The following is a 25,679-nucleotide window of genomic DNA, read 5'->3' as shown; positions in this document are numbered from 1 at the left end:
TGGCACATGACAAGCAGGTCTGCTTGAAAAGCTTTCCCTCTCTCAGGATTTTATCCTTTTCTGGATAGCAATACATCATGTTGAGGTAATTTCATGTATACTATATTCCCTGAGAGGGGTAACTATTTTATGGGCGCAAGCACATAAGGCTGGCCCTCTCGCTTTCTCGAAATGCGGCTTCTATTGCCCTGTGGCTACACTGTTCGCTGCCTGCTTCCTGTGAGGTGTCCGTGTGACTCTGCTTTCAAGGTGCTGCACACGAGAAACACTTGACAAAAGAGCAAACATGCTTTATGCTTGTCCCGATAGATAAATCTTCAAGGAGTCGAAAAGCACGTATGCCTGACCAGTACTAATACATGCTCTGACCACCATTCTGGTGAGAAGCAAGCATCATTTTTCTCTCAAGCGCTGGCTGTTTCCCTTTTGTTTGGAATGGCGCCAGCAGGAGAAAACCATTTCTTGCTTCGAGTGCATGTATAGTGTTGGTGAGACATGAGTGTGAGACGCTCTTTCCTCTCCACTTTTTCTCTCTTCGCAGACTCAGCAACAACTTTCTCTTTGTCTCTGTTGCCTATGCATGCCCCCCGGTATGGTGTGGTTTATGCGTTTGGTTTGTCGCCTGGGTATTGGAAAACAGCTACACAGACAAGGAGAAAGAAAGATGCCTTGTGAGCCTCTTTGCTTCTCTCCCTTCCGGATCTGGTACCGGAAAGGATGGTGAGAGTGAGCAAGCAACCGTTTACCCGCTACTTTGCCTTGCTGGCGCGCTATCTCAGGCCGCAACTGGGAAGCGTAATACTTATGTCGGTACTACTGCTTGTCAGCATTGGTTTACAATTGGCTAACCCGAAAGTGCTCGGGATCTTTATCGATACAACACGCGAGCAGGGACTGTCGCAATCGCTGCTCTGGTTGGCGCTTTTGTATTTGCTCGTCTCATTTCTGAATCAGGGGGCCTCGGTTGCCTCCGCATATCTGTGCGAGCAAGTGGCCTGGAAAGCGACCAATGACTTGCGTGCTGACCTCCTCACCCATGTGTTGAGCCTTGATCGAGCCTTCCACAAGAGCCATACTCATGGTGAGTTGATCGAGCGTATTGACGGGGACGTCAATGACCTCTCGAACTTCTTCTCAGAGCTTATCGTGCATATGCTTTTTCATCTTGTTCTCCTGGTGGGGATGCTGGTTGTGCTGAGCTGGATTGACTGGCGCTTAGGCGTCTGCATGGGGCTTTACTGTCTGATTGTTGTAGGGGTGCTCACCTGGATGCGCCGCCCTTCGGTAGAGCGTTGGGTTGTGGCGCGTGAAGCCAGTTCGAACTTCTTTGGTTTCCTGGGTGAATGTCTCTCGGCAACGGAGGATGTGCGCGCGAACGGCGGAATGGGCTATGTCTGGCGGCACTTCTTTCAGCGCTTCTCGCGCTGGTATACCACAACCTGTCATGCGGGTTGGTCGGGAGCGACCCCCTGGATTATCTCTCAGGCGCTCTTTGCTCTGGGACGCGTCCTCGGGCTGGTTCTGGGCGCATACCTCTGGAGTATCGGGTTAGCCTCTGCGGGCACGGTCTACCTGATCTTCGTGTATAGCTCCCTGCTGATGCAGCCGTTGGACAAGATTCAGTGGCAGTTACAGGATCTCAATCAGTCTACATCCTGTATTCGGCGGATTGAGGCGCTTCTGGGCACGCGCTCTTCGATGAAAGATGGGAAAGGGATGCAGCCAGCAGCGGGGCCGCTTGCGGTGACGTTTGAGGATGTCTCTTTTGGCTATGACGATGCTGAACCGGTGCTTCAGCATATCTCGTTTCACCTGCCTGCGGGGCGGCTTCTGGGCATTGTCGGGCAGAGTGGAGGGGGCAAAACAACCATGACACGCCTGCTGTTTCGTATGTATGACCCTCATTCTGGTGTCATTCGGCTAAACGGGGTTGCGCATACCGAGATGAAGTTACAGGACCTGCGGCGGCGTATCGGGCTGATAACGCAGGATGTCGATCTTTTTAGGGCGACGGTGCGCGATAATCTGACCTTCTTCGATCGAGAGGTTTCGGATGAGCGTGTTTTGCAGGTGCTGGAAGAGATCGGCCTGTTGCCGTGGTATCAGGCGCTCCCGCAGGGGCTGGATACCATGCTAGGTGCAGGAGGAGAGGGCCTTTCGGCTGGCGAAGCGCAACTGCTGGCGTTTGCCCGCGTCTTTCTTACCAACCCTGATCTTGTTGTACTTGATGAGGCCTCGTCCCGACTGGACCCGCTCACGGAGAAGCTGTTAGAGCGAGGCATGGAGAGACTCTTTACCGGGCGGAGCGGCATCATCATCGCGCATCGGTTAGAGACACTTCAGCATGTTGACGATATTCTCGTGCTTGAGCATGGAACAGTTGTGGAGGCGGGACGACGTGAGGATCTGGCAAACGACCCGAATTCTCGTTTCTCGCACCTGTTACGGACTGCTGATGGAGCAATAGTTGCATGAAGGGTTATAAAGTATATAGACTACGCGGGGCACTGATTCGCTATCGCTTTTTCTACGAGATGCGGGCACTGATTGGCTCCTTGCTCAGTCGGGGGGCAACGGTGGCCTTTGGCCTCTTGCTTCAGCGCCTTTTCGATACGGTCTCACAGAGGCCTCACGTTGATTCCGCTCTGCTGCTGTTGCTGCTGGCTCTCTTCGCGCTTATTCTGGTACAGATGATTGTGCAGTTTGTCGGCTTTGACAACACCTTGAAGGTCCATTATCCAGTGCGCGGGTTGCTGTGCCGCAACGTGATCGCGCATATGTTCCGGCTGCCTGGAGCCAGAGCGCTCACGGTCTCCTCGGGTGAAGCACTCAATACGTTACGTGATGATACAGAGATCATCGCCGACACGCCGGGTATCAGCTTGCTTGGCGATTGGCTTTTTGCGATTGTCTCTATCGTCATTCTCTTGCGTATTGATCCTTTGCTGACACTGTTGTCACTTGTGCCCCTGACGCTTGTGGTTGTGATCACACAGATGTGGATGAAGCGGGTAGAGAAGTACCGCGAGGCGAGCAGAGACGCGACCGGGCAGGTGACAGGCATGATCGGGGAGATTTTGGGTGCAGCGCAGGCGATCCAGGTTGCCGGGGCCGAGCATCGAGTTATGGCGTACTTCCGCCAATTAAGCCAGCATCGGTTAGCGCAGATGTTGCGTGAGCGCCTGCAAACAGAGATGCTCAATGCTTTGTCCGGTAACACGGTGGGGCTTGGAACTGGCCTTATCTTGTTTCTTGCGGCTCTTCAGGCGCATTCGGCACGTCTGAGCATTGGTGATATTGCCCTGTTTATCTACTATATCGAATCGCTGTCGGGGACTATTGCCGGTGTGGGGGCGATTCTGGGGAGCTATGCCAGGGCCCGGGTTTCCTTTGGGCGGCTGCTCTCGCTGATGCAGGGAAAAGAGAAGGCGTACCAACTGGTTGAACGGCATTCCCTGGAGCTGCAAAGTGTCTCTTCAGGTGAAGAGGCTATAGAAGCGCTACCAGAGCCATTAGAGCGTCTCAGGGCTACCGACCTGACATACCATTATCCAGGTGGTGGTGGGATTGAGGGCGTTTCTCTCGAACTTCGACGAGGAACGCTGACGGCAGTGGTGGGACGCGTCGGCTCGGGTAAGACAACGCTGGTACGCACGCTGTTAGGCCTGTTGCCGAAGGAACGGGGTGAGATCTGGTGGAATGAGACACCTGTCACCGATGCTGCGACCTTTTTTGTGCCGCCGCGATCCGCCTACACGCCGCAGATTGCTCACCTCTTCAGCGATACGTTGCAGGCGAATATTCTGCTCGGTCGGTCCGAGGATCAGGCCAGTATTCAGCGTGCGCTCTATCAGGCCGTTCTGGATCAAGATGTGATGGGCTTTCCTGAAGGTGTCCGGACAGAGATAGGTACTCGCGGTATGAAGCTTTCGGGCGGGCAGGCGCAACGTACCGCTACTGCCCGGATGTTTGCTCGCCCGGCGGAATTGCTCGTGCTGGACGATCTTTCCAGTGCGCTGGATGTGGAGACGGAAAGCAAGCTCTGGCAGCGGCTCTTTGCCAGCCGGGAGCGGACCTATCTTGTCGTCTCACATCGGCGGGCAGTGTTGCGGCAGGCCGATCACATCATTGTGTTGAAGGACGGCAGGCTTGCAGCGCAGGGAACACTCGACTCTTTGCTGAAATGCTCTGATGAGATGCAGGCTTTGTGGCAAAACAAGCTTGTCGAGGAATAGGCTGAGATGAGCAGGGGAGCATACCCTTGTTTCCCTTGCTCTCTCCTTGTGGCCCGGAAAGAGCTATGAGCGGGTGCAACCTCTGTAGTTTTAGAGGTGTGGAACCTCACCAGCAGGCTTTCCCGTTGGCACTCCGTGTTCCCTGACTGAGTGGTGCCAGAACAATGGCGTGTAAGCAGGGTATTATTGCGCAGAGCGATGTGAGGCTGTACTACGTGGTCGGCACTGTGGTGGGCGCTGGTGCGAGTGGAGTTTTTCTTTTTGCTTGGTATTGGTCTGCAGGTCATCTCGTGGTCTATGACGCGCTTTCCCGCGGTCTTCTTGATGTATGGTGCCTGCCTGCTCTGTCGTATTGTGCTCAAGGTGGTGGAGCCGGGGTGATTATGGCTTCTATGCCCTGTGCAGTCTCCTGTTCTATCGCTTTCCGGCTCGTTGGGCTGCACCATTTGCGCTGATCGGGCTGGTAGCGCTGCTGCTCGGGAATGGTGGCGCTCATATGCAGGCTGCATTCCAGTGGTCGGATCTGGCGAATATGAGTGAAACACTACTGCTTGCATCGCTCTTGATCTGGAGTGGTGGAGTGCAGCGAGCGCATTATTTTCTGGCCGTTCGGTTGCAGGAGGTGCAGGAACAATTGCGCCAGTTTTCCAAACTTGGTGCCCGCGATAGAGCTCATTTGATTCTCCTTGCTCAACAGCCTGGGCTGGTGTAAGAAGGGGAGAGAAGAAGAACATGTAATCACTGGTTCCATAGAGTGATATAGGAAATGCTGGTATGAGAGGAAAAGTATTGATAAAGATGAGTTTAATGTGTTAAAATAGGGAGAAGATCCTCATACTTTTTTGAGTGATTGGAAGAGGCTATGCAAGAAATAGTGCTTCTTTCTAACCTGTAAGAGGAAGGGAAACGAGCGAAAGGGAAAGGCTCTATGTCAACAAAGGCAGACTATACCACGGAAGAATGGAATATACTGGCGTCTTTGCCGTATATGATCGGTGCGACACTGGTTGCTGTCTCGAAAAGTGGGGCCATCGGGAAGACCAGAGAGGCGCTCTCGTTGTATTCCAAAGTGCGGGAAACCGCACAGAAGTTTGCTGCTGTCCCGCTTATTCAGGAGCTCTTCACAGGGGGTGAGGTGCAGGTGAAAGAGACCCGTAAAGAGACGATCAGTGAGAAGGAACAGCTTATCCTGCTTACGTTTGAGCGGTGTCGGGCTGCGTTAACGCTTCTCGAAAGCAAGGCCACACCTGAAGAGGTCGAGGCATACAAGCAGTGGCTGTATCAGAGCGCGGAACGGATTGCAGGTGTCTCAAAGGGCGGCGGCTTTCTGGGCATTGGTGCAAAGCGGATCGATGAGCAAGAGGCCACCGTTTTAGCGCAACTGAGAGAGATACTCGGCGTGCAGGCGTAGTCGCGTCGCACGCGTACGAGTATTGCAGCAGTTCATTGAGGGGTGAATCCGGTACTCTCGCGCATAGTCAGGCGGAAGGGGACCGTGACCGTTCCAGGAACGTGTGTCTCCGGGCCATTAATGCACTGAAGCAGCCGCGTCACGGCGGTGGTTCCTATCTGGCGTTTATCGGGTGCTACTGTGGTGAGCGACGGAACAGAGAAGCGAGCCTCTTCCAGATTATCGAAGCCAACGACCGCAATATCTTCTGGAACATGAAGACCCCGCTCATAGAGCGCTCGCATTGCACCAAAGGCCATCAGATCGTTAAAACAGAAGAGGGCGTCAAAAGGCTGTTGGCGCTCAAGCAGCGTGTGTACAGCCTGCGCCCCACTCTCTCGATCGTAGGCTGTGGGCGTATACACAAGTAGCGATTCTTGCAGGGAGAGTCCAGCATCAGCAAGCGCCTGGGCGTAGCCTCGAAAGCGTAATAGAGTTGTCTCACGTTGCATCTGTCGCGAGAAGCCGATGACAGCAATCTGCCGTCTCCCGAGTTGGAGCAGATGGGTGGTTGCTGCATAGGCTGCTGCCACGTTATCAAAGGTGACATGGTCATATTCCATATCGAGCGAGTGTTCACCGAGCAGGACGATAGGGAGTTTCTCGTTGCCCTGGATATGCAGATCCTCGGCTTTCAACATCAGCGAGTTGAGAATAATACCATCTATCAGGTTTGAATGCAGCTTTTCGATGGCCTGACGCTCATGCTCATAGGTGCCGCTGGTAAAATCAAGCATGACACGATATGATTGCTCGGCGGCGGCGTCAATAACCGCTTCAGCGATTTCTGCAAAGTAGGGGTTGCGTAACTCGGGAATGACCAGTGAGAGAATCCCTACACGTCCTTTGCGTAGATAACGTGCCGGAAGGTTTGGCTGATAGTTCAGTTCTTTCAGTGCCTGTAAGACTCGCTGCCGCTTTTCCTCTTTTACATGAATGTTGCCATGAATAACGTTTGAGACGGTTTTAATAGAGACTCCTGCACGTAAAGCAACGTCTTTCAATGTAGTAGGCACGCTTTTTATCCCTCTATTTTTCTTCCCAGGTTTGCAACGGAAACTATAACATCGTGAGAAGAGCTTTGTCAATCTTGCATGGATGCAGCTTTCGACTATCTCGGGCTGCTTCATGGAGAATTTGCGCCTTTGTGAATTGACAAAGAGAAAATGGTTATGCTACAATCGCTTACAACGTTGGAATTCTTTTTACAACGTTGTAAAAATACTCAATGTCGAGATGCTGCATGGAGGCGAGATCACAAAGGTGCCCCCTCTGCTTCGCTTTTCGTGCATGTTTCCCGGCTCCTTTTCCTGGCTTCTCCTCGTTTTTTGTGAGGAGGCTTCAAGTTCATCAGTAATAGCGATTCTATGGGCGGATCTATTACGAGATGAGGGAGGGTCAGTATGAATTCAGGACAGCAGTATGTCCACATGAAGCGTGATGAACGTCGCCTGTTCACGCGTCGTCGTTTTTTGGGTCAGACCGCAGCGCTTGGGCTTGGGAGTGGTCTTCTGGTGCCGCTGCTCAGTTCGTGTGGCCTTTCGGGAGGAGGTACGGCTGCAATCACGTTCTGGAACCTGTTTGGTGGAGGAGATGGAGAGCGTATGGTCCAGATGCAGAATGTATTCAAGCAGCAGCATCCGGAAGTACAGCTTGAAGCTGTGACCCTGCAATGGGGAGGCCCGTATTATACCAAGCTGGCAATGGCGGCAGCGGGCGGACGCGCTCCTGACGTTGGTATTATTCATATGTCGCGTCTGGCAACGTTTGCCGCTGGAGGCCTGATTGATCCATTTGATCCCGCCGAACTGGCAAAGTATGGGATTACCAATGATTCATTTCTGCCGCCCGTCTGGGCGAACGCGCACCGCAACCAGAAACTCTATGCAATTCCGCTCGACACGCATCCCCTGGTTATGTTTTATAACACCGATATCTGCGGCAAGGCCGGGCTACTTGATGGGAATGGGCGCTTGAAGCAGTTGCAAGGGCCTGAGCAAATGATGGATGCAATCCGGGCCGTGAAAAAAGTGACCGGAAAATATGGCCTGGTGATGGAGGCAGTAGGAGTGAATCCCTGGAGGCTCTTTGTCGCGCTCTATAGCCAGCTTGGCGGCCAGATATTTTCTCCCGATGGCACAGAATTGATTCTTGACAATGCAAAGGCTGAACAGGTGGTAGAATTTCTCACCGAAGTCGTGGCCGAGGGTGCCTACCCGAGTATCGATGCAGCGGCGGCAGTGGCCTATTTTAGTAATCAGAAGGCTGGCCTGCTCTGGAATGGGGAATGGGAAGTGACTACCTTCCAGAATCAGAAGATTCCGTTTGATGCGACCCTTTTCCCGAATATTTTTGGCAATTATCACACCTGGGCCGATTCTCACGCGTTTGTCCTTCCTCATCAGATGGCTCCAGATCCGCAACGTCGGGCGGCCTCGCTCCTCTTTATCAGTACCATGTTGAAAAATAGTCTGATCTGGGCGCAGGGCGGCCATATTCCCGCCTATCTCGGTGTGGCCAATAGCGCTGAGTATAAAAACCTGGTACCGCAGGCACACTATGCCGATGCAGCGGCCAACCTGGTGCTTGATCCGCCTGCCTGGTTCAGTGGCGCGGCCTCTGATATGGAAAATCAGGCAGGAGCGGCGTTCGCGGCTGCAATGGCGAAGCAGCTCACGCCAAAGCAGGGAGTACAGCAGTTCCGTCGCTCGATGGAAAAGCTGCTGCGTGTTCCCAGGCCTTTTTAACCCCTGCAAGCACGCTGACATGTGCGTCATCGCCAAACTGTTTCCCTGATGAGGGGTAACGGTGAAAGGAGAGAATATGGCAAATATGCTGATTTCAGAGCAGGTGCAGGCGGCTGAGAAACCGGGTAAGCGTTCTGCTCGCTGGAAGAATGACGTAATAGGCTATGCATTTGTTGCCCCTTTTTTGATTGCATACGCTCTCTTTGTATTTCTCCCGATCATTCTGGGATTTGGGATGAGCTTCTTTAACTGGAGTCTGGCCGGGACGGGGAAAGATCAATTCCTGGGGCTCCAGAACTATCAGGAAGCGCTGACAGACCCGAGTTTCTGGGGCTCACTGGGGAATACGGTGCTCTTTACGGTCATCAGTACGCCGCTGTTAATGGTGTTCGGACTGGTGCTGGCATTACTGGCAAATATGAAGATCCCGGGACGCTGGCTGTTCCGCACGGTTGTTTTTGCTCCTTACATTCTGCCGGTTTCGGCTGTGGTGCTGGTCTGGAACTGGCTTTATCAGCCTGGTTTTGGTCTGATTAACGGCATGTTGACCGCGATTGGCCTCAAAGAGGTCGGGTGGTTGAGTGATCCAAACGTGGCAATGTTGTCCACGGTTATCGTAACGATCTGGTGGACGGTTGGCTTTAACTTTGTGCTGTATCTGGCTGGATTACAGCAGATCCCGCAGGAAGTGTATGAGTCGGCCTCAATTGATGGAGCCAACTCCTGGAACAAATTGCTGCATATTACGCTTCCTTTGCTGAAGAATACGACGCTGCTCGTCATGATTTTGCAGGTGATCTCTTCGCTTCAGGTGTTCGCGCAGATCTTCCTGTTGACCGGCGGTGGTCCGAACTATGTGACGCGTCCGCTAATGCAGTATGTTTATGAGACGGGTTTCTCCTCGTTCCGCATTGGTCTGGCTTCGGCAATGTCCTACCTGTTCTTCATTCTGATTATGCTTATCTCTGGTATCCAGTTTTTCCTGTTCTATCGTAAGAAGGGAGGCGAAGCATGAGCAGTGTTGTTGTCAGTGCGCCTGAGAGGAGATTCCGCCGCCCGCATATCTCACAGGTGGTCGCCTTTCTCCTGCTGCTCTTCTTGATGGTTCTGTGGGCAATCCCATTGTTGTGGGCAGTTGATACGTCTTTCAAACCCGAAGGAGAGACAACCGTTATTCCTGTCTCCTGGATTCCCACGCATTTTACCGGAGCGGCCTATGAAAATGTGTTGAATGCCGGGAACCTGCTGCGCTGGTATTTCAATAGCTTCCTGACCTCGATTCTGATTACGGTGCTGGCGGTGTTCTTTGCCAGCCTGGCCGCATATGCCCTGTCGCGTATCCCGTTTCGTGGCAGTAAGTTTGTCTTCTGGGTCATTCTGGCGGGCTTGATGGTCCCTGGCCAGATTCTGATTGTGCCGCTGTTCTCATTAATGCAGCTTTTTGGATTGGTGAACACCTATGCAGGCGTGATCGTGGTGCAGATTGCCTCGCCGATCGCGGTGTTTATCTTCAAGCAATTCTTTGACTCATTGCCGCATGAGCTGGAAGAGGCGGCGGTTATCGATGGTGCCGGGCGCTGGCGGCTGTACTGGCAAGTCTGGCTGCCGCTCTCGCGTTCCGCCGTCGCCGCTGTTGCCATCTTCACCTTTGTTTCTGCCTGGAATAACTTCCTCTGGCCGTATATCGTAGTCACGGGCGTCGATATGATGACGGTGCCGGTTGGGCTGGCGACTGTGCAGACAGCCTATGGTATCCACTATGCTCAGGTGATGGCCTCGGCGGTTCTGGGAGCGCTGCCCGCGCTGATCGTTTTCCTCTTCTTTCAGAGGCAAATCGTGCAGGGTATCGCTGGAACCGGTATCAAAGGATAGAATAATGAGAGAGGGAACGCTGTACGCTTTCCCTCTCTGAGCCGGTTTAGTGAGCGTCTTTCTTCAGGATGTTGTGCAGAAATGCATGCAGGATGGCCTCGTATTTTTCCCCGTTGGCGTTCCAGCACTGGGTATGTTCGGCATTCGGGACGCGATGATAGGTAATGATGTCAGCGTGCGTGCTGGCAAAGCGGTCGCTGAGAGCAATAGGGGCGATGGTATCCTCGGTGCCATGAAACAAAAGGATCGCACTGTTTCCCTGGCTGCGCGTTGTCAGGTCGAGGGTGGAGAGGCGAACGCCGGTACGCAGTAAGATGATTGGCTCGACAAGGCGAACAAAGAAGGCTGGCAGGCCATTCTTTTTCGCGATGCTTTCCAGGCTGGCCCGCCAGTTCAGGATAGGTGAATCGAGCACAACCGCTCGAACCTGCGAAGCGAGTGCAGACTGACGCAAAAAGAGTTCCACAATCGTGCCTCCCATCGACCAGCCATAGAGGATAAGCTGCTCTGCACCATGATCCAGCGCGTAGCGAACGCCTGCTTCCAGGTCCTCCCATTCGCTGGCTCCCAGATGGCTCAGGCCGTCGGGGCTTGCCGGTGCTTCTGCATCGTTGCGAAAGGTGATGGTGAGGGTCGAGAGCCCACATTCCGCAAGCGTCGGCAGGACGCGTAAACCCTGCTCGCGATTGGCCGTTGCGCCGTGTACCAGAATCGCCCAACACGAACCTCCCGGCACAAACCATGCAGGCATATCACCGAGTGGTGTTGGTACAGCCACCTCCTCAATAGGGAGATTCAGTTGTGCCTGCATCTTACCGCCATAAATAGTGGTATTCCAGATGCCTGCTGTCCGGGGGGAGATCTTCCCTTCCACATGGATGAGCTGGCGCGTGACGCTCTGGGCATCAGATGCGAAGACCGGGCCAACAATCGCCTGTCCCTCACTTCCTTCCAGTCCGAAGATGCCCGGCCTTCTGGTCTCCCGGGTGTTCTGTAATGTGATCTCTTTCCCCTCCTCTAATTCAAGAATACGAACGAATCTCTCCTTCGTGTCGCTTTTGCGCCTGAGAACTTGATGCGCGAAATACCAGCAGAGTTCAAGTAAAAGTAGAAGAAAAAGGACCAGGAGCGCAAGTATGATGAACATGTTTGTCCTCTCTGTTTTGTGATTTGGCGGGAAACATTGCCCACACTCTACTTCTATCACAGAAACGCTCCCTTTCCTCACTGTATAGGAAAAGAGGTATACAAAAAGAGCTCAGGAAGAACATTTTGCAGAAGCGTGGATAGATTTTCTCTGTAGTATGTGCAATTTATTTGCATATATCATATCTATCAATACAGGTTCACTGTATTCTATGAATAGATTGACCCTTTCATCGGACGCTTGCCCGGTTCTTCTTTTGATGGATCAGACGAGGTGCGATTGCTGGAGAAACGAAAATGGATAGAAAGGGATATTTGTTTTATGAATGGTCCAAAAAAGGTACGTGTCGCTATTATCGGCGTAGGAAATTGCGCCAGCTCGCTTGTCCAGGGAGTACATTATTATCGTGACGCCTTGCCTGACGCCTTTATTCCCGGGCTCATGCATGTTGAGCTTGGCGGTTACCATGTGCGGGATATCGAGTTTTCAGCGGCTTTTGACATCGATCAGCGGAAGGTAGGGAAAGATCTGAGCGAGGCTATTTATGAGGCCCCGAATAATACCTATCGCTTTGCCACTGTGCCGCACCTTCAGGCGAAGGTCTATCGTGGGATGACAAACGATAGTCTGGGTACCTATCTCTCACAGGTGGTGACCAGCGCCTCGGGTGAGGCAAGCGATGTCGTGCAGATTCTCAAGGATACGGGCACCGATGTAGTGGTCAACTATCTGCCGGTCGGCTCGGAGGCGGCGACGAGATGGTATGTTGAGCGGATTTTGCAGGCTGGTGTCGGATTTGTGAACTGTATTCCCGTCTTTATTGCGCGGGAAGCATACTGGCAGAAGCTCTTCACCGAAGCGGGGCTGCCAATGATTGGTGATGATATTAAGAGTCAGGTGGGGGCAACGATTCTTCATCGCGTGCTTGCTCGTCTCTTCCTGGAGCGTGGCGTCAAACTTGAGCGAACAATGCAGCTCAATGTCGGCGGAAATATGGATTTTTACAATATGCTGGAACGCGAGCGGCTGGAATCGAAGAAGATCAGCAAAACGAATGCGGTGACGAGCCAGCTCGATTATGAGCTTGGAGAGGAGAATGTACACATCGGGCCGTCGGATTATGTTGCCTGGTTGGCTGATCGCAAGTGGTCTTATATCCGGCTGGAAGGGCGCACGTTCGGGGATGTGCCGCTCAACGTTGAGTTGAAGCTGGAAGTCTGGGACTCGCCGAACTCGGCAGGCGTGGTGATTGATGCCGTGCGGCTTGTCAAGCTGGCGCGTGATTGCGGAATCAGCGGGACATTGGAGGGGCCAAGTGCCTACCTGATGAAATCGCCACCGGTGCAACATCCCGATACTGTTGCTCACGAGCTGACCGAGACCTTTATTCAGGATGCGGTTGCACGGCTTCAGAAGCAATGAGGCGCTGAAAAAAGACGAGGAGCAGATTTTCTGCTCCCCGCCTGTGAGTCCGAGAGACTTTCTGTCAGGTTCGCATTGCGCCAGTTCAGGGGGGGACAGACGCAACATCTCTCTCTTGAAGATGTACCATAGTCGGAGGGAAAGTGCAATAGAAATGGAGCAATTGAATAAAAACTGAAAGGAAATAGTCTTTGTACCCCGAGAAACTCCTTCATTTTTCATCAGTCCCATGCCTGAAAAGCAAGCAGGCGCCTTTGATCGAAGGACGATCAGCAACGCCTGCCGCTTTGAGAGGCGGGCTCAGGAAACCTGAAGCAACTTATCAAGCGTGATAGGTAGCTCGCGGACACGAATACCTGTCGCATGAAAGATAGCGTTGGTAATGGCTGCGGCTGTCCCCACAATCCCGATTTCACCGATTCCTTTTGCCCCAAGTGGGTTAACGTACATGTCCTGCTCGTCAATCCAGGTTGCCTCGATATTCCCCACATCTGCACAGGTTGCGATATGGTATTCGGCAAGGTCGTGGTTGACGTAATCACCGAAGGCAGGATCAAGGATGCTCTCCTCGTGCAGCGCCATTGAGAGTCCCATTGTCATGCCACCGATGAATTGCGAGCGAGCAGTCTTCGGGTTCAGAATACGCCCTGCTGCAAAGACGCCCAGAAGCCTCGGGACGCGTATTTCGCAGGTGTCCATATGGACGCGAACTTTGGCAAAGATTGCGCCGAAGGCATGCATCGCATAGCGTTTGGTAAGCGGATTCGAGTTGATCGAACCGGTGACGGCCACTCCTTCGGGTGGAATAATCCCGCCGTGCTTCTTTTGCAGAACCGTACGCAGTCTGGTTGCAGCGTCGAAAATGGCCGATCCCCATGACATAGAACCGCTTGAGCCGCCTGCCACGCTTGCCTGTGGTAGCGTGCTATCACCGATCTCAAGGTGAATCTGCTCAATCGGGACAGCCAACGCGTCGGCGGCGATCTGCGTCAGGACGGTGCGGGCCCCGGTGCCGATATCGGTTGCATCGATGAAGACAGTATAGCGATTCGGGGGTCTGGCTTCGATGCGAGCTGTCGAGGGGAATATCTCAACCGGGTAGGTTGAGGCTGCGACGCCGCTCCCGATGCGCCAGCGGCCCTCGATGCAGATGCCGGGATTCGGGTCGCGCTGTTGCCAGTGAAAGAGCTGCTCCCCCTTTTCCAGACAGGCCGCCAGACCATGACTGCTGAAGGGAAGCCCGCTCTCAGGGTCAACCGACGGGATATTACGCAGCCGGAAGTCGATCGGGTCGATGTCGCACTTGATCGCCAGTTCGTCTATCCCTGTCTCAAGTGCATACACGCCCGGACACCAGCCCGGAGCGCGCATCCAGGAGTTCGCAGGCAGATCGAGCCGTTCAACGCGATGGGTGGTGCGTCGATTCTCGGCAGCGTAGAGTATCCGTGTCGCCAGGGAGGCCCGTTCAACGTATTCATTGATTGTTGCTGTTGAGGTAATGACGTCGTGGGAGATTGCTGTCAGCCGGCCATCGCCTCTGGCTCCCAGACGAATGTGCTGGATCGTCGGGGCGCGATAGCCTCCAAGCGAGAAGATCTGCTGGCGAGTGATCGCGAATTTGACCGGGCGCTTTGTGGCTCGGGCAGCCAGCGCGGCAAGGATCACGTTTGGATGGGGTGTCCCCTTTGAGCCGAAGCCGCCGCCGATGTATTGCGAGACAATATGCACATTTTCGGGAGGAATATTGAACGCCCTGGTGATCATTTGTTGTGAGGTGTGAGCACCCTGTGTCGAGTCATAGAGCATCAGGGTATCGCCTTCCCAGTGCGCTATTGTGGCATGGGGCTCCATTGGATTATTATGTTCGGTGGGCGTGGTATAGACCGCGTCAAGCGAGAACTCGGCGTGGGCAAGCGCGTTCTCTACATCGCCTTTAAGCGAGTCAGCCGGTGCGCCCACAGCGTCCTCGGAGGGCGTATAGAGTGTATTGCTATCACCTCGAAGCTCAACCGTATGGGGCTGCTCTTCGTAGAAGACAACGACCTGTTCGGCTGCATGGCGAGCGATCTCGGGCGAGTCGGCAACCACTGCGGCGACGATCTGCCCCCGGTAATGGACTTGATCATGTTGCAGCACCTCAAGATCTCCGTTGGCAAGCGGCTCAATACGTGGCGTGTTCTGATGCCACAGCACGCTGAGCACCCCGGGTATCTGCTTCGCTGTCTCTGCGTCGATGCCGGTGACGCGCCCTTTCGCGATGGTACTCAGGACCGGGTAGAGGTATGTGACGTTTTCAACCGGGTATTCGCTGGCGTAACGGGCCGTTCCGGTGACCTTTGCTGCGGCATCAACGCGATCCAGGGAGGTGCCGACGACGCGTGTCACGAGTTGTGTCTTCATCGCTTGCTCTCCTCCGTCAGCTCAAGTAGGAATGGTGGCAGGACCCGGCGTACAAGGTCGATTTTGAACGCGTTGCCAGGCAGCGGGTAGGCATCGGCTAGCTCTGCGTTGGCTGCTTGAAGGAACATCTCCTCGGTTGCAGGGGAGCCACGGAGCACATTTTCGGCTTTCAGCGCGCGCCACGGCATAGAGCCAACGCCGCCAAGCGCAAGGCGTATATCGCGAATCGTGTTGTCTTCCACATCAAGTGCGGCGGCTATCGAGACCAGGGCGAAGGCGTAGGAAGCCCGATCACGCACTTTCAGATAGCGCGAGTGAGCGGCCATCGGAAGTGATGGGAGATCAACAGCCGTAATCATCTCACCTGGTTTGAGCACGGTATCACGCTCCGGCTCGTTGCCGGGTTGACGATAGAGCAGCAGCAGCGGGAGGGTTCGTTCTCCCTGTGGACCCACGATATGAACGATGGCATCAAACGCCATCATTGCGACCGCCATATCAGATGGGTGGCTGGCAATGCAGTGTTCTGAGACGCCAAGAATGGCAAGGTTGCGATGGTAGCCCTGACGTGCGGGGCAGCCGCTTCCGGGTACGCGTTTGTTGCAAGGCTTTGAGACGTCCTGAAAATAGACGCAACGCGTGCGCTGAAGCAGATTCCCGCCAGTGGTGGCAAGATTGCGCAGTTGTCCTGATGCACCCGAGAGCAGGGCTTGAGCCAGCGCCGGGTAACGCTGACGTATGGTGGTATCAGCGGCAAGATCGCTATTGCGCACCATCGCTCCAATGCGCAGGCTGCCATCTGGAAGCTGTTCGATCTGTTGATAGGGAAGCTGCGTGATATCGATCACAGTGTGCGGTTGGGCAACGCCAAGCTTCATATGATCAACAAGGTTTGTTCCTCCGGCCAGGAGCGCGGCTTCCGGGAAGCGTGTCAGCAGGGCAATAGCCGTAGATGTGTCGCTGGCGCGTTCGTAGCGGAAAGGATTCATGAACGCACCTCCTTGATTGCCTCAACGATATTGGCGTAGGCTGCACAACGGCAGAGGTTTCCACTCATGCGCTCTTTGATCTCATCCTCGTCCAGGACAATCTGCTGCGCCTTGAGGTCGGGACTGGCAAAACTCGGCCATCCATTCTCAGCCTCTTGCAGCATTCCAGCAGCCGAGCAGATCTGGCCGGGAGTGCAGTAGCCGCATTGCAGAGCGTCATGTGTGATAAATGCCTGCTGAAGCGGGTGCAGATGCTCCTGATCACCGAGACCCTCAATGGTTACAATATCGACGTCTTGATGAGCGACGGCAAGCATCAGACAACTGTTGACGCGCCGCCCGTTGAGGAGAACGGTACAGGCTCCACATTGGCCGTGGTCGCATCCTTTTTTCGCACCGGTCAATCCGAGATGCTCGCGTAACGCATCCAGCAGCGTCGTACGTGTATCAAGCGTAAGCCGATGGCTTGTGCCATTTACTCGAAGCGTGATCTCAACATTCATAACAGTATAGATCTCCTTTCGGCAGCGCATTGAAGCAACGCTTGCTGCGGCTTATGGACGGGAACGAGACCATATCCTCTTATATATGTCGATGGGTCATACTACCAGTGTACAAACAGGAACAAGGCGAGCCACAAAGGAGGCCTGCGTCCTGCATAGGATGGATGGTGGTATAGAAGGGAAGAACGGGTTTCATGGCAATAAGAAGGGAAGTAAAGCGAGCAGGAAAAAAGAGGGGATAAGGGCGTTCTCGCATGGGCTTGGCTTGCGCTACAATAATAGTAGAAGATAGAGGCTCTCCTTTGGTGAAGCGAGAGTAAACGTAATTTGTATGGAAGGAAAAAAACGGAGATGGCTCCAAAACGATTTCTATATATAGGCACATATGCGCCAGCGCAGGACCCCGGGATCTATATTTATGAGTTCGACGAGGAGGACGGGCAGTTCAGGCTGATAGAGGGCTTTTCTGGTATCGAGAATCCCTCGTTCCTGACGCCGAGTCATGATGGACGATTTCTGTATGCGGTGAGTGAGACAGACACGTATGAGGGCAAGCCAGGTGGTTCGGTCGCGGCCTTTGCCATTGATCCTCAGCAGGGAACGCTGACCTTTTTGAATCGGGAAGCGACCCTCGGGCGGGGGCCCTGCCATCTGGTCGCGGACCGCAGCGGATCATGTCTGATTGTTGCGAACTATACCGGTGGAAGTGCCAGCGTGTTTCCCTTGCTGAGCGATGGGAAGATCGGGCAAATAGCGCAACTTGTCCAGCATGAAGGGCATGGCGTGAACACAAGCAGGCAGGAAGGTCCGCATGTGCATTCCGCGTTTCTTTCACCCGGTGGACAACATGTGCTGCTCTGTGATCTAGGAATCGATACCATTTCCAGTTATACATTAGATCGAAAGACATGTCACCTGGAACTGTGCACCGAGACGAAGGCTGAGCCGGGGGCAGGTCCGCGTCATCTGGCGTTCCATCCGTCGGGCAAGTTCGTCTATGTGATCAATGAACTCAACTCGACCATTGTGGCGTATCGCTATGAGCCCGAGAATGGGGCGCTACAGCCGTTGCAGACTGTCTCGACGCTGCCCGAAGGTTTCGAGGGCGAAAATACCGGTGCGGAAATTTGTGTGCATCCGTCCGGGGAGCTTCTCTATGGTTCAAACCGTGGTGATGATAGTATTGTTGCCTTCCGCATTGATCCACAAACAGGCCTGCTGAGCTTCATTGAGCGAGCATCCGTGCAGGGCAAGACTCCACGTAATTTCAGTATTACTCCGAACGGTCGCTTCTTGCTGGTTGCCAATCAGGATTCAAATTCAGTGATCGTATTCTCGCTCGATCCAGATACCGGGCATCTGGGCGCGACGGGCGAGGCGCTGGCGCTTTCGCACCCTGTTTGTTTGAAGTTTGTGTAATGGAAAGTTTGTTTGCGTATCAGGTGTTTGGGCCTCCTCACTATCAGGTCGGGGAGGTCTTTTGATCAGATCGTGTTCTCGCTTCAGAGAAGAGGGTAGGAAGGGCTTTTGCTGCGTCTGGCCGGTTGCATGCGTTCTGTCTGGCGTGTGACGGGTGGGAGGCGCATGGCTGTGAAATCGGGAACAGAGCCATGTTGTGACAGGGAGGATAAAAGGGTGTTCTGGCGCATCGTCCCCACCAGTGGAATGAGATGCGCCAGAATGCAACTCAGACACCTAGCATGTGGACAAGGTGTTCGTAATTGGTCATACCTGCCAGTTGATCGACCTTATGGCCATCCTTGAAAACCATTGCATAGGGAAGGGAGCGAACGCCGTACTTTTGCACAACATTCGGGTTTTGATCGATATCCACCCGTGCGACCTTTACTTTATCATGATAGTCGGATGCGACTTTTTCTGTAATAGGTGCGAACGATTTACAGGGACCACACCAGTTCGCTGTAAACTCAACAAGGACTGGCTCGGATGAATGCAGCACCTCGTCCTCAAAGTTTTGCTCATTGAGTTCCTGTACATCTGACATTGGCGCTTCTCCTTTCGTTCTGTACCGTCTCTCTGCCAGAGCCCGGAGACCCCCACAGAAAAAGGCAATGAGTATGTATGCAAAGGGTTGAGAAATGATCTTATCCCCTATTGTATCGCTCGATGCAAGCTCATGCTTTTTGCAGTCATAATCGTAAAGCTGAAGCGAAAGGGCGCGAGAATCAGGCATGCGAGAACGATTGTCAGGCCGGCAGGTAAGAGGTCTCTGTTTGAAGAGCCTGGGTGCTCACCTCTCGTGCCACCTGAAGGAACTGTTGAAGCGTTGTTGTTGGCTCGCTGGCGCTCCATATCATCTGGAGGTCGGCTATCAGAGAAAGGCCTTGCAGCGGGCGACACACCACGCCATCCAGCGGGATGCGGGGCCAGGCGGGCAGAATTGAGATACCGATACCTGCTGCTACCAGACTGACCAGCGCATGGACTTGATTGGTGCTCTGGACGATCTGTGGTTCAAACCCGGCTTCCCGGCATTGTTCAAGTAACTCGGCGCAGGGTTGTGGCTTTTTCCTGGTGTTAGCGCATAAGATCCACGGCTCATGAGCCAGCGCAGCGAGTGGAATCGCTTCCTGAGCGGCTAGAGAATGGCTTGCGGGTAGCAGTACGGCAAGCGGACACCCAAGTAGATTCTCCCGGCTGATTCCCTCTGCGGTTGGTGGATAGCTCATAAATGCGATATCAATTCGCTTCTCATAGAGCGCCTGCACCATTGCCTTGAAGGAGAGAGGCGCAAGATCTCGCAAGACGAGCTCAACCGAGGGATAGCGCTCCCGATGAACGCGCACCAGGTCAGGCAAGATGCTATACAACACCGAGCTGGTATAGCCAAGCACAAGCTGTTCCTTCTCGCCTCGGCTGACGCGCTGTGTCAGGCGCACTGTTTCCTGATACTGCTTCAAGAGCGGGGTGACCCGTTCGAGAAAGACCTTGCCTGCCTCGGTTAGCACGATTTGCCGCTTGCTTCGGTCAAAAAGTTGAGCGCCCACTTCTGCCTCAAGGTGATGGATGAGACGCGTGAGGGGTGGCTGTGCTATGCCGATGCGCTCTGCGGCCCGTGTGATATTCATTTCCTCTGCCACGATGACAAAGTACTGAAGATGCCGAAGATCCATGTTCTATACCTGTTTTGATATGGATTATTCCTGGATTGGTATTGGACGGGAAGAGGTTCCTTCCTGTATTCTAGCAGCAGTCACTCAAGAAGGCAAAAGGGGAAACCGGTGGAGCCTTCGTTTTCTGAGATCAGACACACGCTCTTCTGTACATATGTATGTTCAGCCGAGATAGAGAGAAAGAAGAAAAGCATGCAATTATATCTTGAAAAGAATAGTATGGTTCCAATGCGTGACGGCGTCCGGCTGGCGACTGATGTCTATCGTCCGGCGGAGCATGGGCGCTGGCCGGTGCTTGTGGCGCGTCATCTCTATAGCAAGGATAAGCGCTTCCCTGGAGAATATGAGCATGTGCGCCTGGAATCGACGCTCAATATTCGCCAGATGGTGGAAGCGGGCTATGTGGTTGTGGTGCAGGATGCCCGTGGTCGCTACGCGTCTGAGGGCGATTTTGTGCCATTTCTGCTCGATGCAGAGGATGGGGCCGACACGGTCGCCTGGGCCGCCGCTCAGCCGTGGTCAACCGGGCAAGTGGGCATGTATGGAGCGTCATATCAGGCGCTGGCTCAGTGGCAAACGGCCATTGCTCAACCCGAGGCTTTACGAGCGCTTTCGGTCTCTCAATCGCCACATGCCTTCGGGATCTATCCCTATCAGGGTGGGGCGTTCCAGCCCGCGTTTGTGTTACCGTGGGTGCTGGCGAGCGTCGCGCCGGAAGAGATGAGGCGGCGTGTCGAGCAGGGTCGTGCGACCGCTGCCGACATGGAGGCGCTCACTCAGGCAGTCAGTGAGCTGCGTGCCTGTATCGAGCATCTGCCAGCGATCGATCAGCCAGTTCTTTGTGAGGCGGCTCCATATTATCTGGAATGGCTGGCTCATCCCGACTATGATGTCTACTGGCAGGCCACCCGCCCGAATGATTTCTATGGCCGGGTGCAGGTACCAGTGCTCACTATCAGCGGGTGGTATGATGTCTTTCTGCGCAATGATCTGAGGCACTATCAGGAGATGAAAGCACGGGGAGGGAGTGAGCTTGCTCGTCAGCAACAACATCTGATTATTGGACCGTGGGCACATGGCAATTTTCAAATGGGCTATCCAGATAGGCGTTTTGGGGAGGCTGTGAGTCCCCAGGCGGTGCGGGCGCTCTCTGATTTCCAGATACGCTGGTTTGACCACTGGCTCAAGGGGATCGAGAATGGAATTGAGCGGGAAAAACCGGTCCATCTCTTTGTCATGGGGGTCGATCAGTGGCGCGATGAGGAGGCATGGCCGTTGCCCGATACACAGTATCGCCCCTACTATTTACAGAGTCAGGGACATGCGAATACTGCCGATGGGGATGGCCTGCTCTCTCCGTGTGTGTCTGAGCATGCAGCTTTCGATACCTACTGCTATGATCCACATAACCCGGTCCCAACGGCAAGCGGGATCATCTGGGGCGATCCCGGTCCCTACGATCAGCGGGCGGTTGAGGAGCGAGATGATGTGCTCTGCTATACCACGCCCCCGCTTGAGCAGCCACTTGAAGTTACAGGCCCGGTTGAACTGGTGGTCTATGTCTCATCTTCTGCACGCGATACCGATTATACCGGGAAGCTAGTCGATATCTATCCCGATGGACGTGCTGTGCTGCTTACTGATGGCATTCTTCGCGCTCGCTATCGGGAATCATTCTCGCATCCGACGTTCCTGGAGCCGGGACGCGTCTATGAGCTACGGCTTGATCTGGGTGCGACCTCGAACGTGTTTCAGCCGGGGCATCGGGTACGGCTGGAAGTGTCAAGCAGCAATTTCCCGCGCTTTGATCGCAACTCGAATACAGGTGGTGTTATTGCAACCGAGCGAGAGGACGATTTCGTGACCGCCATGCAGCGTGTCTATCATGGTAGGGAGTACCCTTCACGCCTGATTCTCCCGGTGATCGAGCGCGTATAGCGTTCTTTCCCTCTTTTCCCCTTGTATGAACAGGGGAGATTTTGTATGCTAGATATATTCTTTACAACTACACTGCTCATTGTCGTGACGCGCTCGAATCGCACCGGAAGCGGTTCGCAGAATCGAGGGTGCAAGACAGCCCGGTTCTCTCGCCTCTGTTGCCACAGGGAGCTTGAGTGAACAGAGCAGCCAATCACGAAGGAGGAGAGACAAGACACTTCCTGAAACACTGGCAACCAATCCCTTCTCATGGCATGTTTGTCGTTGGTTTTGTTCTTCGGAGCACGCTTTCCGGAGGGCAACATCACCTGCAAGCAAGCGACCGAGAGAGGATCAAATGGGACACAACAAGCAGGTTCCCCTGGGATGCACGTGCAAGGACTGCGCCGCAAAGGTGGAGGCTCTTCTTCAGCAGAGCCAGGAATCGTTCAGGGTCCAGCAGCTGGTGGATGACAGGTTCATTCGGGCCTACAACGCGTTCGTCTACCGGACGAGGACCAACCCGCTCCAGCTGCTGGAGTCGGACGAGGTTCTGTCGGACTGCTCCTGCCGCAGTGCCGGCATCTGCGCGCAGTGCAGGCTGGACTCCTGGATCAGGAGTCCGGAGCGAGCCGCGGCAAAAGCGAAGGTGCGTGCACTCGCCCGGCTGAACGCTCAGTGGTTCACCACCAGGGTGGTGACTGCGGCACTCGACGAGTTCCTTCAGGCCTACAGCAGGTTCGCCCGGAGGACGGGGATCAACCTGCTCCAGCTGCTGGAGTCGGACGAGATTTCGTCGAAGTGCTCCTGCGGCGGGGCCGGCACCTGCGCACAGTGTGAGCGGATCGCCTGGCTCAACAGCCCGGAGCGAGCCGAGGCGCAAGCGGAGGCTGACGAAATCATCCGCGTCGACACCCATTGGTGTGGCGTCAGGGAGGCGAGGGCGCTGGTGAGCGTATTTCGCCAACTGGCGGATGCGATCGACCCGGACGTCTCGTGCAACTGCCCGCGCGGCTGTTCCTGCATGAGGTGCCTGAAGTGCCGCATGGGTTCTCTGCAACTGACGGAGACGGACGTACGGCTCTTCGTCCAGGGCGGACAGGCAGTGAAGGAGCTCGGGAGGCGGATCCTGGGCTTCAGGCGTGAGGAAAAGCCGTAAGTCAGCAGAGGAGGTACGTCACTCTCACCTTCACGGGGCTCCCATACAGGGGGCCCCTCCCTTTTGTTTTGAGGCTGGCAAGATGCTTTTCCAGCTCGATGCTGCAAGCGTCGTCGATGAGAGGTGTGGTAGAGATGATCGACAGTCCTCGAGTGCAATGTTTTTTTCCCGCTTTCCCTCTTGTAGAAGGAGCAGAAAGTTCTTTATGCTATACACATGCTTAACTACTTCTGCTCATTGTCGTGACGCGCTCGAATCGCACCGGAAGCGGTTCGCAGAATCGAGGGTGCAAGACAGCCCGGTTCTCTCGCCTCTGTTGCCACAGGGAGCTTGAGTGAACAGAGCAGCCAATCACGAAGGAGGAGAGACAAGACACTTCCTGAAACACTGGCAACCAATCCCTTCTCATGGCATGTTTGTCGTTGGTTTTGTTCTTCGGAGCATGTTTTCCGGAGGGCAACATCACCTGCAAGCAAGCGAGAGAGAGGATCAAATGGGACACAACAAACAGTTCCCGTTGGGATGCACATGCAAGGACTGCACAACGAGAATATGCGAGATCCTGGAGGAAAACCAGGAGAGGTTCAATATTCCGCTGTGGGCGGATGACAGGTTCATTCGGGCCTGTGAAAACTTCACCAGGCGGACGGGGATGAACCCTCTTCGGCTGCTGGAGCCGGACGAGGTTCTGTCGGACTGCTCCTGCGGCGGGGCCGGCACCTGTGCGCGGTGTAAGCGGGCCACCTGGCTCACCAGTGAGGAGTACGCCGGGGTGAAAGCGGCGGTCGACAAGGCGGTTCAGGAGGCCGACCAGGGCTTCACCGTCCGAGAGGCTTCCGCTGCGCAAATGGAGGTCCAGCGGCTGGCAGAGCAGCTCAATGTGCACGAGGACTTCAGGTGTTCGTGTTCACAGAAAGGCTCCGAGTGCTGGCGCTGCCGGATCAAATACCGGCGTGCAACAAAAGAGGATCTCTTGATTCTCATCCAGTTGAGAGCGCTGGTGCAGGAGGCTCTCAGGCTGATCAGCAGCTAGAGGACGCCACCTCTCCCCTTCACGGGGCTCCCTGTATGGGGAGCCCCTCCCTTTTGTTTTGGGGCCGGCAAGGTGCTTTTCCCGTCCGATGCTGCGAGCAGTTTTGATGGGACACAGCATCCTTCAGGTGGAAGTGATAAGCGATTCTCTCAGCCATGAAGCATACCATTCTTTCCCTCTTTTCCTCTTGTAGAGAGCGCAAAAAATTCTTTATGCTATCTCTATCGTTTATAACTACATCTGCTCAATGTCGTGTTACGCTCGAATCGCACCGGAAACGGTTCGCAGAATCGAGGGTACAGGACAGCCCGATTCTCTCGCCTCTGTCGTCACAGGGAGCTTGAAGGAATGGGAGCAGCAATCATGAAGGAGGAGAGGCAAGGCAGTACCTGCAACACTGGCAACTGATCTCATCGCATTCGCTGTTTGTCGCTGGTTTTGTTCTTCGGAGCACGTTTTCCGGAGGGCAACATCACCTGCAAGCAAGCGAGAGAGAGGATCTGATGGAACACAAAGCTTTCCATCTGCCGGGGTGTACGTGTGATGCCTGTAAGGCGGAAGCGCGTACGCTCATCGAGATCTACCTGGAGACGAACGATCTGCCGCAGTGGAAGGAGGACCGCATCTGGTCGGCCTACCGCAAGTTCGTCCGGCGGACAGGAAAGAGCCCGCTCGGGCGACTGGCGCCTGAAGAGCCTGTGCCCAACTGCTCGTGCAACGGTACGGGCACCTGTGCACGCTGTGAGCTGGATGTCTGGCTCAACAGCCCGGAGTACACCCAGGCGGAAGGAGATATCCGCCGGGTCGAGCGGCAATACACGCAGGAACTCATGAGGGAATCGCTGCGCTCGACGCGGGATGCGCTCCAGCGGATGATGTGGCAGCTCGACCCGAACGTGCGCTGCCGCTGCCCGCACGGCTGCACCTGTGCGGCCTGCCTGAAGTGCCGCTTCGCGTCGGGACAGGCCACGGAAGAGGACCTTGCGTTCCTCGTTCAGCTCAAGAAGCTGCTGTGGATGGCCAATCAGGTCACTTATCGGCGCTGAAGGCCGTGAGCCAGAAGAGGAGGTATGTCACCTCGCACCTTCAGGGGGCTTCCTTTTGGGGGAGCCCCCTCCCTCTTTTTTAAGGGCAATAGGAGTTGAGAGATGTGGTAATTGCTCTTTGCCCCCCAGGACGCAGCCGGAGCCTTCGTAGCAGGAAGCTCCAACCACTCGTGCTTCTCCCGATCTGTGAATGCATGTAGCATTTTTTCCCTCTTTTCCTCTTGTGTGAAGTACATATAGAGAGTATCCTGAAAGCACATTTTCATTTTTCCTGTCTCGTTGCCCAACCGGATCGCACCATATGGTTCGCAGAACCGGGCTTCTCAAGAGAAGCGCGTTTTGGGAACGTGGAGAGGATATGAGGGCGATGAAGATCATTCCGTACTGTTTGTCGCAGGTGTTGTTCTTCGGAATCATTCCGGAGGGCAATATCTTCAGCAAACCGCTGGAGTGCTCAGTTCGTACGGAAGGAAAAGAGAATGAGGTCCTCGAAGCGTTCAAGGTCGGGGTGCGGCTGCACAAGGGGCTGCTGCTGCGACACCTGCCCAAGCTGCCGTCAGAGGACGGGCCGTGTCCTGAGGATGGAGGAGAAGCCTGAGGAGCGGCGCGGCGGCATCTTCAGGAG

23 protein-coding genes are annotated in these 25,679 nt (G+C 54.6%); 14 read left to right on the top strand and 9 right to left on the bottom strand.

The annotated features are described in order from the left end of the window. Positions 1–726: 726 nt before the first annotated feature. From KTH_RS00840 to KTH_RS00820, 5 genes are all read left to right on the top strand, one after another. Positions 727–2,475, top strand: coding sequence for an ABC transporter ATP-binding protein (locus tag KTH_RS00840; RefSeq protein ID WP_497615889.1), 1,749 nt, complete (start codon positions 727–729; stop codon positions 2,473–2,475). Beyond that, positions 2,472–4,235 carry an ABC transporter ATP-binding protein gene (locus tag KTH_RS00835; protein ID WP_497615887.1) on the top strand — a complete coding sequence of 588 codons (1,764 nt, stop codon included), beginning with the start codon at positions 2,472–2,474 and terminating at the stop codon, positions 4,233–4,235. Before KTH_RS00840 ends, KTH_RS00835 begins: the two co-directional genes overlap by 4 nt. Positions 4,236–4,475: 240 nt before the next feature. Further along, the gene (locus tag KTH_RS00830) at positions 4,476–4,616 is read left to right on the top strand and encodes a hypothetical protein (protein ID WP_497615886.1); all 141 of its coding nucleotides are present in this window, start codon (positions 4,476–4,478) and stop codon (positions 4,614–4,616) included. Further along, the gene (locus KTH_RS00825) at positions 4,588–4,947 is read left to right on the top strand and encodes a hypothetical protein (RefSeq protein WP_497615884.1); all 360 of its coding nucleotides are present in this window, start codon (positions 4,588–4,590) and stop codon (positions 4,945–4,947) included. Before KTH_RS00830 ends, KTH_RS00825 begins: the two co-directional genes overlap by 29 nt. 216 nt (positions 4,948–5,163) lie before the next feature. Next, on the top strand, positions 5,164–5,646 hold the full coding sequence (locus tag KTH_RS00820; RefSeq protein ID WP_497615883.1) for a hypothetical protein: 483 nt from the start codon (positions 5,164–5,166) through the stop codon (positions 5,644–5,646). Positions 5,647–5,678: 32 nt separating this feature from the next. Here the strand turns inward: KTH_RS00820 and KTH_RS00815 are convergent, their stop codons facing one another. Continuing rightward, complete coding sequence (locus KTH_RS00815; protein ID WP_497615881.1) at positions 5,679–6,701, bottom strand: LacI family DNA-binding transcriptional regulator; 1,023 nt, start codon at positions 6,699–6,701, stop codon at positions 5,679–5,681. A gap of 387 nt (positions 6,702–7,088) precedes the next feature. Between KTH_RS00815 and KTH_RS00810 the strand changes: the two genes are divergently transcribed. The 3 genes from KTH_RS00810 to KTH_RS00800 all read left to right on the top strand — a co-directional run bounded on the left by KTH_RS00810 (position 7,089) and on the right by KTH_RS00800 (position 10,304). Beyond that, positions 7,089–8,432 (top strand): extracellular solute-binding protein, encoded by a 1,344-nt coding sequence (locus KTH_RS00810; RefSeq protein WP_497615879.1) that lies wholly within the window; start codon positions 7,089–7,091, stop codon positions 8,430–8,432. Between the two features lie 76 nt (positions 8,433–8,508). Further along, complete coding sequence (locus tag KTH_RS00805) at positions 8,509–9,447, top strand: carbohydrate ABC transporter permease (protein WP_497615877.1); 939 nt, start codon at positions 8,509–8,511, stop codon at positions 9,445–9,447. Next, the gene (locus tag KTH_RS00800) at positions 9,444–10,304 is read left to right on the top strand and encodes a carbohydrate ABC transporter permease (RefSeq protein WP_497615875.1); all 861 of its coding nucleotides are present in this window, start codon (positions 9,444–9,446) and stop codon (positions 10,302–10,304) included. The genes KTH_RS00805 and KTH_RS00800 overlap by 4 nt, the downstream gene beginning before the upstream one ends. Before the next feature lie 46 nt (positions 10,305–10,350). Here the strand turns inward: KTH_RS00800 and KTH_RS00795 are convergent, their stop codons facing one another. Next, positions 10,351–11,451, bottom strand: a complete 1,101-nt coding sequence (locus tag KTH_RS00795; protein WP_497615873.1) for an alpha/beta hydrolase — start codon at positions 11,449–11,451, stop codon at positions 10,351–10,353. Positions 11,452–11,772: 321 nt separating this feature from the next. On the opposite strand from KTH_RS00795, the gene KTH_RS00790 reads away from it, so the two are divergent. Continuing rightward, positions 11,773–12,873: an inositol-3-phosphate synthase gene (locus KTH_RS00790; protein ID WP_497615872.1), complete on the top strand. Its 1,101-nt coding sequence runs from the start codon at positions 11,773–11,775 to the stop codon at positions 12,871–12,873. Between the two features lie 300 nt (positions 12,874–13,173). On the opposite strand, the gene KTH_RS00785 is transcribed toward KTH_RS00790, so the two are convergent. From KTH_RS00785 to KTH_RS00775, 3 genes are read right to left on the bottom strand one after another with little or no spacing between them, the layout of a single operon-like run. Continuing rightward, on the bottom strand, positions 13,174–15,273 hold the full coding sequence (locus tag KTH_RS00785; RefSeq protein WP_497615870.1) for a xanthine dehydrogenase family protein molybdopterin-binding subunit: 2,100 nt from the start codon (positions 15,271–15,273) through the stop codon (positions 13,174–13,176). Further along, positions 15,270–16,262 carry an FAD binding domain-containing protein gene (locus KTH_RS00780; protein ID WP_497615868.1) on the bottom strand — a complete coding sequence of 331 codons (993 nt, stop codon included), beginning with the start codon at positions 16,260–16,262 and terminating at the stop codon, positions 15,270–15,272. Before KTH_RS00780 ends, KTH_RS00785 begins: the two co-directional genes overlap by 4 nt. After that, positions 16,259–16,765 (bottom strand): 2Fe-2S iron-sulfur cluster-binding protein, encoded by a 507-nt coding sequence (locus tag KTH_RS00775; protein WP_497615867.1) that lies wholly within the window; start codon positions 16,763–16,765, stop codon positions 16,259–16,261. Before KTH_RS00775 ends, KTH_RS00780 begins: the two co-directional genes overlap by 4 nt. 351 nt (positions 16,766–17,116) lie before the next feature. Between KTH_RS00775 and KTH_RS00770 the strand changes: the two genes are divergently transcribed. Next, positions 17,117–18,184: a lactonase family protein gene (locus KTH_RS00770; protein ID WP_497615865.1), complete on the top strand. Its 1,068-nt coding sequence runs from the start codon at positions 17,117–17,119 to the stop codon at positions 18,182–18,184. A gap of 268 nt (positions 18,185–18,452) precedes the next feature. On the opposite strand, the gene trxA is transcribed toward KTH_RS00770, so the two are convergent. Both trxA and KTH_RS00760 read right to left on the bottom strand, forming a co-directional pair. Then, entirely contained in the window at positions 18,453–18,770 is a 318-nt protein-coding gene (trxA, locus tag KTH_RS00765; RefSeq protein WP_111319694.1) for a thioredoxin, read from the bottom strand. A gap of 202 nt (positions 18,771–18,972) precedes the next feature. After that, positions 18,973–19,899: a LysR family transcriptional regulator gene (locus KTH_RS00760; RefSeq protein WP_497615863.1), complete on the bottom strand. Its 927-nt coding sequence runs from the start codon at positions 19,897–19,899 to the stop codon at positions 18,973–18,975. Between the two features lie 192 nt (positions 19,900–20,091). Here KTH_RS00760 and KTH_RS00755 point away from each other — a divergent pair, with 192 nt between their 5' ends. Beyond that, entirely contained in the window at positions 20,092–21,837 is a 1,746-nt protein-coding gene (locus tag KTH_RS00755) for a CocE/NonD family hydrolase (RefSeq protein ID WP_497615861.1), read from the top strand. A 304-nt stretch (positions 21,838–22,141) separates the two neighbouring features. Here the strand turns inward: KTH_RS00755 and KTH_RS00750 are convergent, their stop codons facing one another. Both KTH_RS00750 and KTH_RS00745 read right to left on the bottom strand, forming a co-directional pair. Continuing rightward, positions 22,142–22,876 carry a hypothetical protein gene (locus tag KTH_RS00750; RefSeq protein ID WP_497615859.1) on the bottom strand — a complete coding sequence of 245 codons (735 nt, stop codon included), beginning with the start codon at positions 22,874–22,876 and terminating at the stop codon, positions 22,142–22,144. A gap of 323 nt (positions 22,877–23,199) precedes the next feature. Continuing rightward, positions 23,200–23,346, bottom strand: a complete 147-nt coding sequence (locus KTH_RS00745) for a hypothetical protein (RefSeq protein ID WP_497615857.1) — start codon at positions 23,344–23,346, stop codon at positions 23,200–23,202. 41 nt (positions 23,347–23,387) lie between these two features. Here KTH_RS00745 and KTH_RS00740 point away from each other — a divergent pair, with 41 nt between their 5' ends. The 3 genes from KTH_RS00740 (at position 23,388) to KTH_RS00730 (ending at position 25,652) form a co-directional block, all read left to right on the top strand. Then, positions 23,388–24,008 (top strand): hypothetical protein, encoded by a 621-nt coding sequence (locus KTH_RS00740; RefSeq protein WP_497615855.1) that lies wholly within the window; start codon positions 23,388–23,390, stop codon positions 24,006–24,008. A 503-nt stretch (positions 24,009–24,511) separates the two neighbouring features. Beyond that, positions 24,512–25,054, top strand: coding sequence for a hypothetical protein (locus KTH_RS00735; protein ID WP_497615854.1), 543 nt, complete (start codon positions 24,512–24,514; stop codon positions 25,052–25,054). A 367-nt stretch (positions 25,055–25,421) separates the two neighbouring features. Further along, positions 25,422–25,652, top strand: a complete 231-nt coding sequence (locus tag KTH_RS00730; protein WP_497615852.1) for a hypothetical protein — start codon at positions 25,422–25,424, stop codon at positions 25,650–25,652. The last annotated feature ends 27 nt before the right edge of the window (positions 25,653–25,679 follow it).

This window comes from Thermosporothrix sp. COM3 (assembly GCF_059696735.1).
Note: the sequence above shows the minus strand (reverse complement) of the source record. Positions and strands in the feature narration are given on the sequence as shown.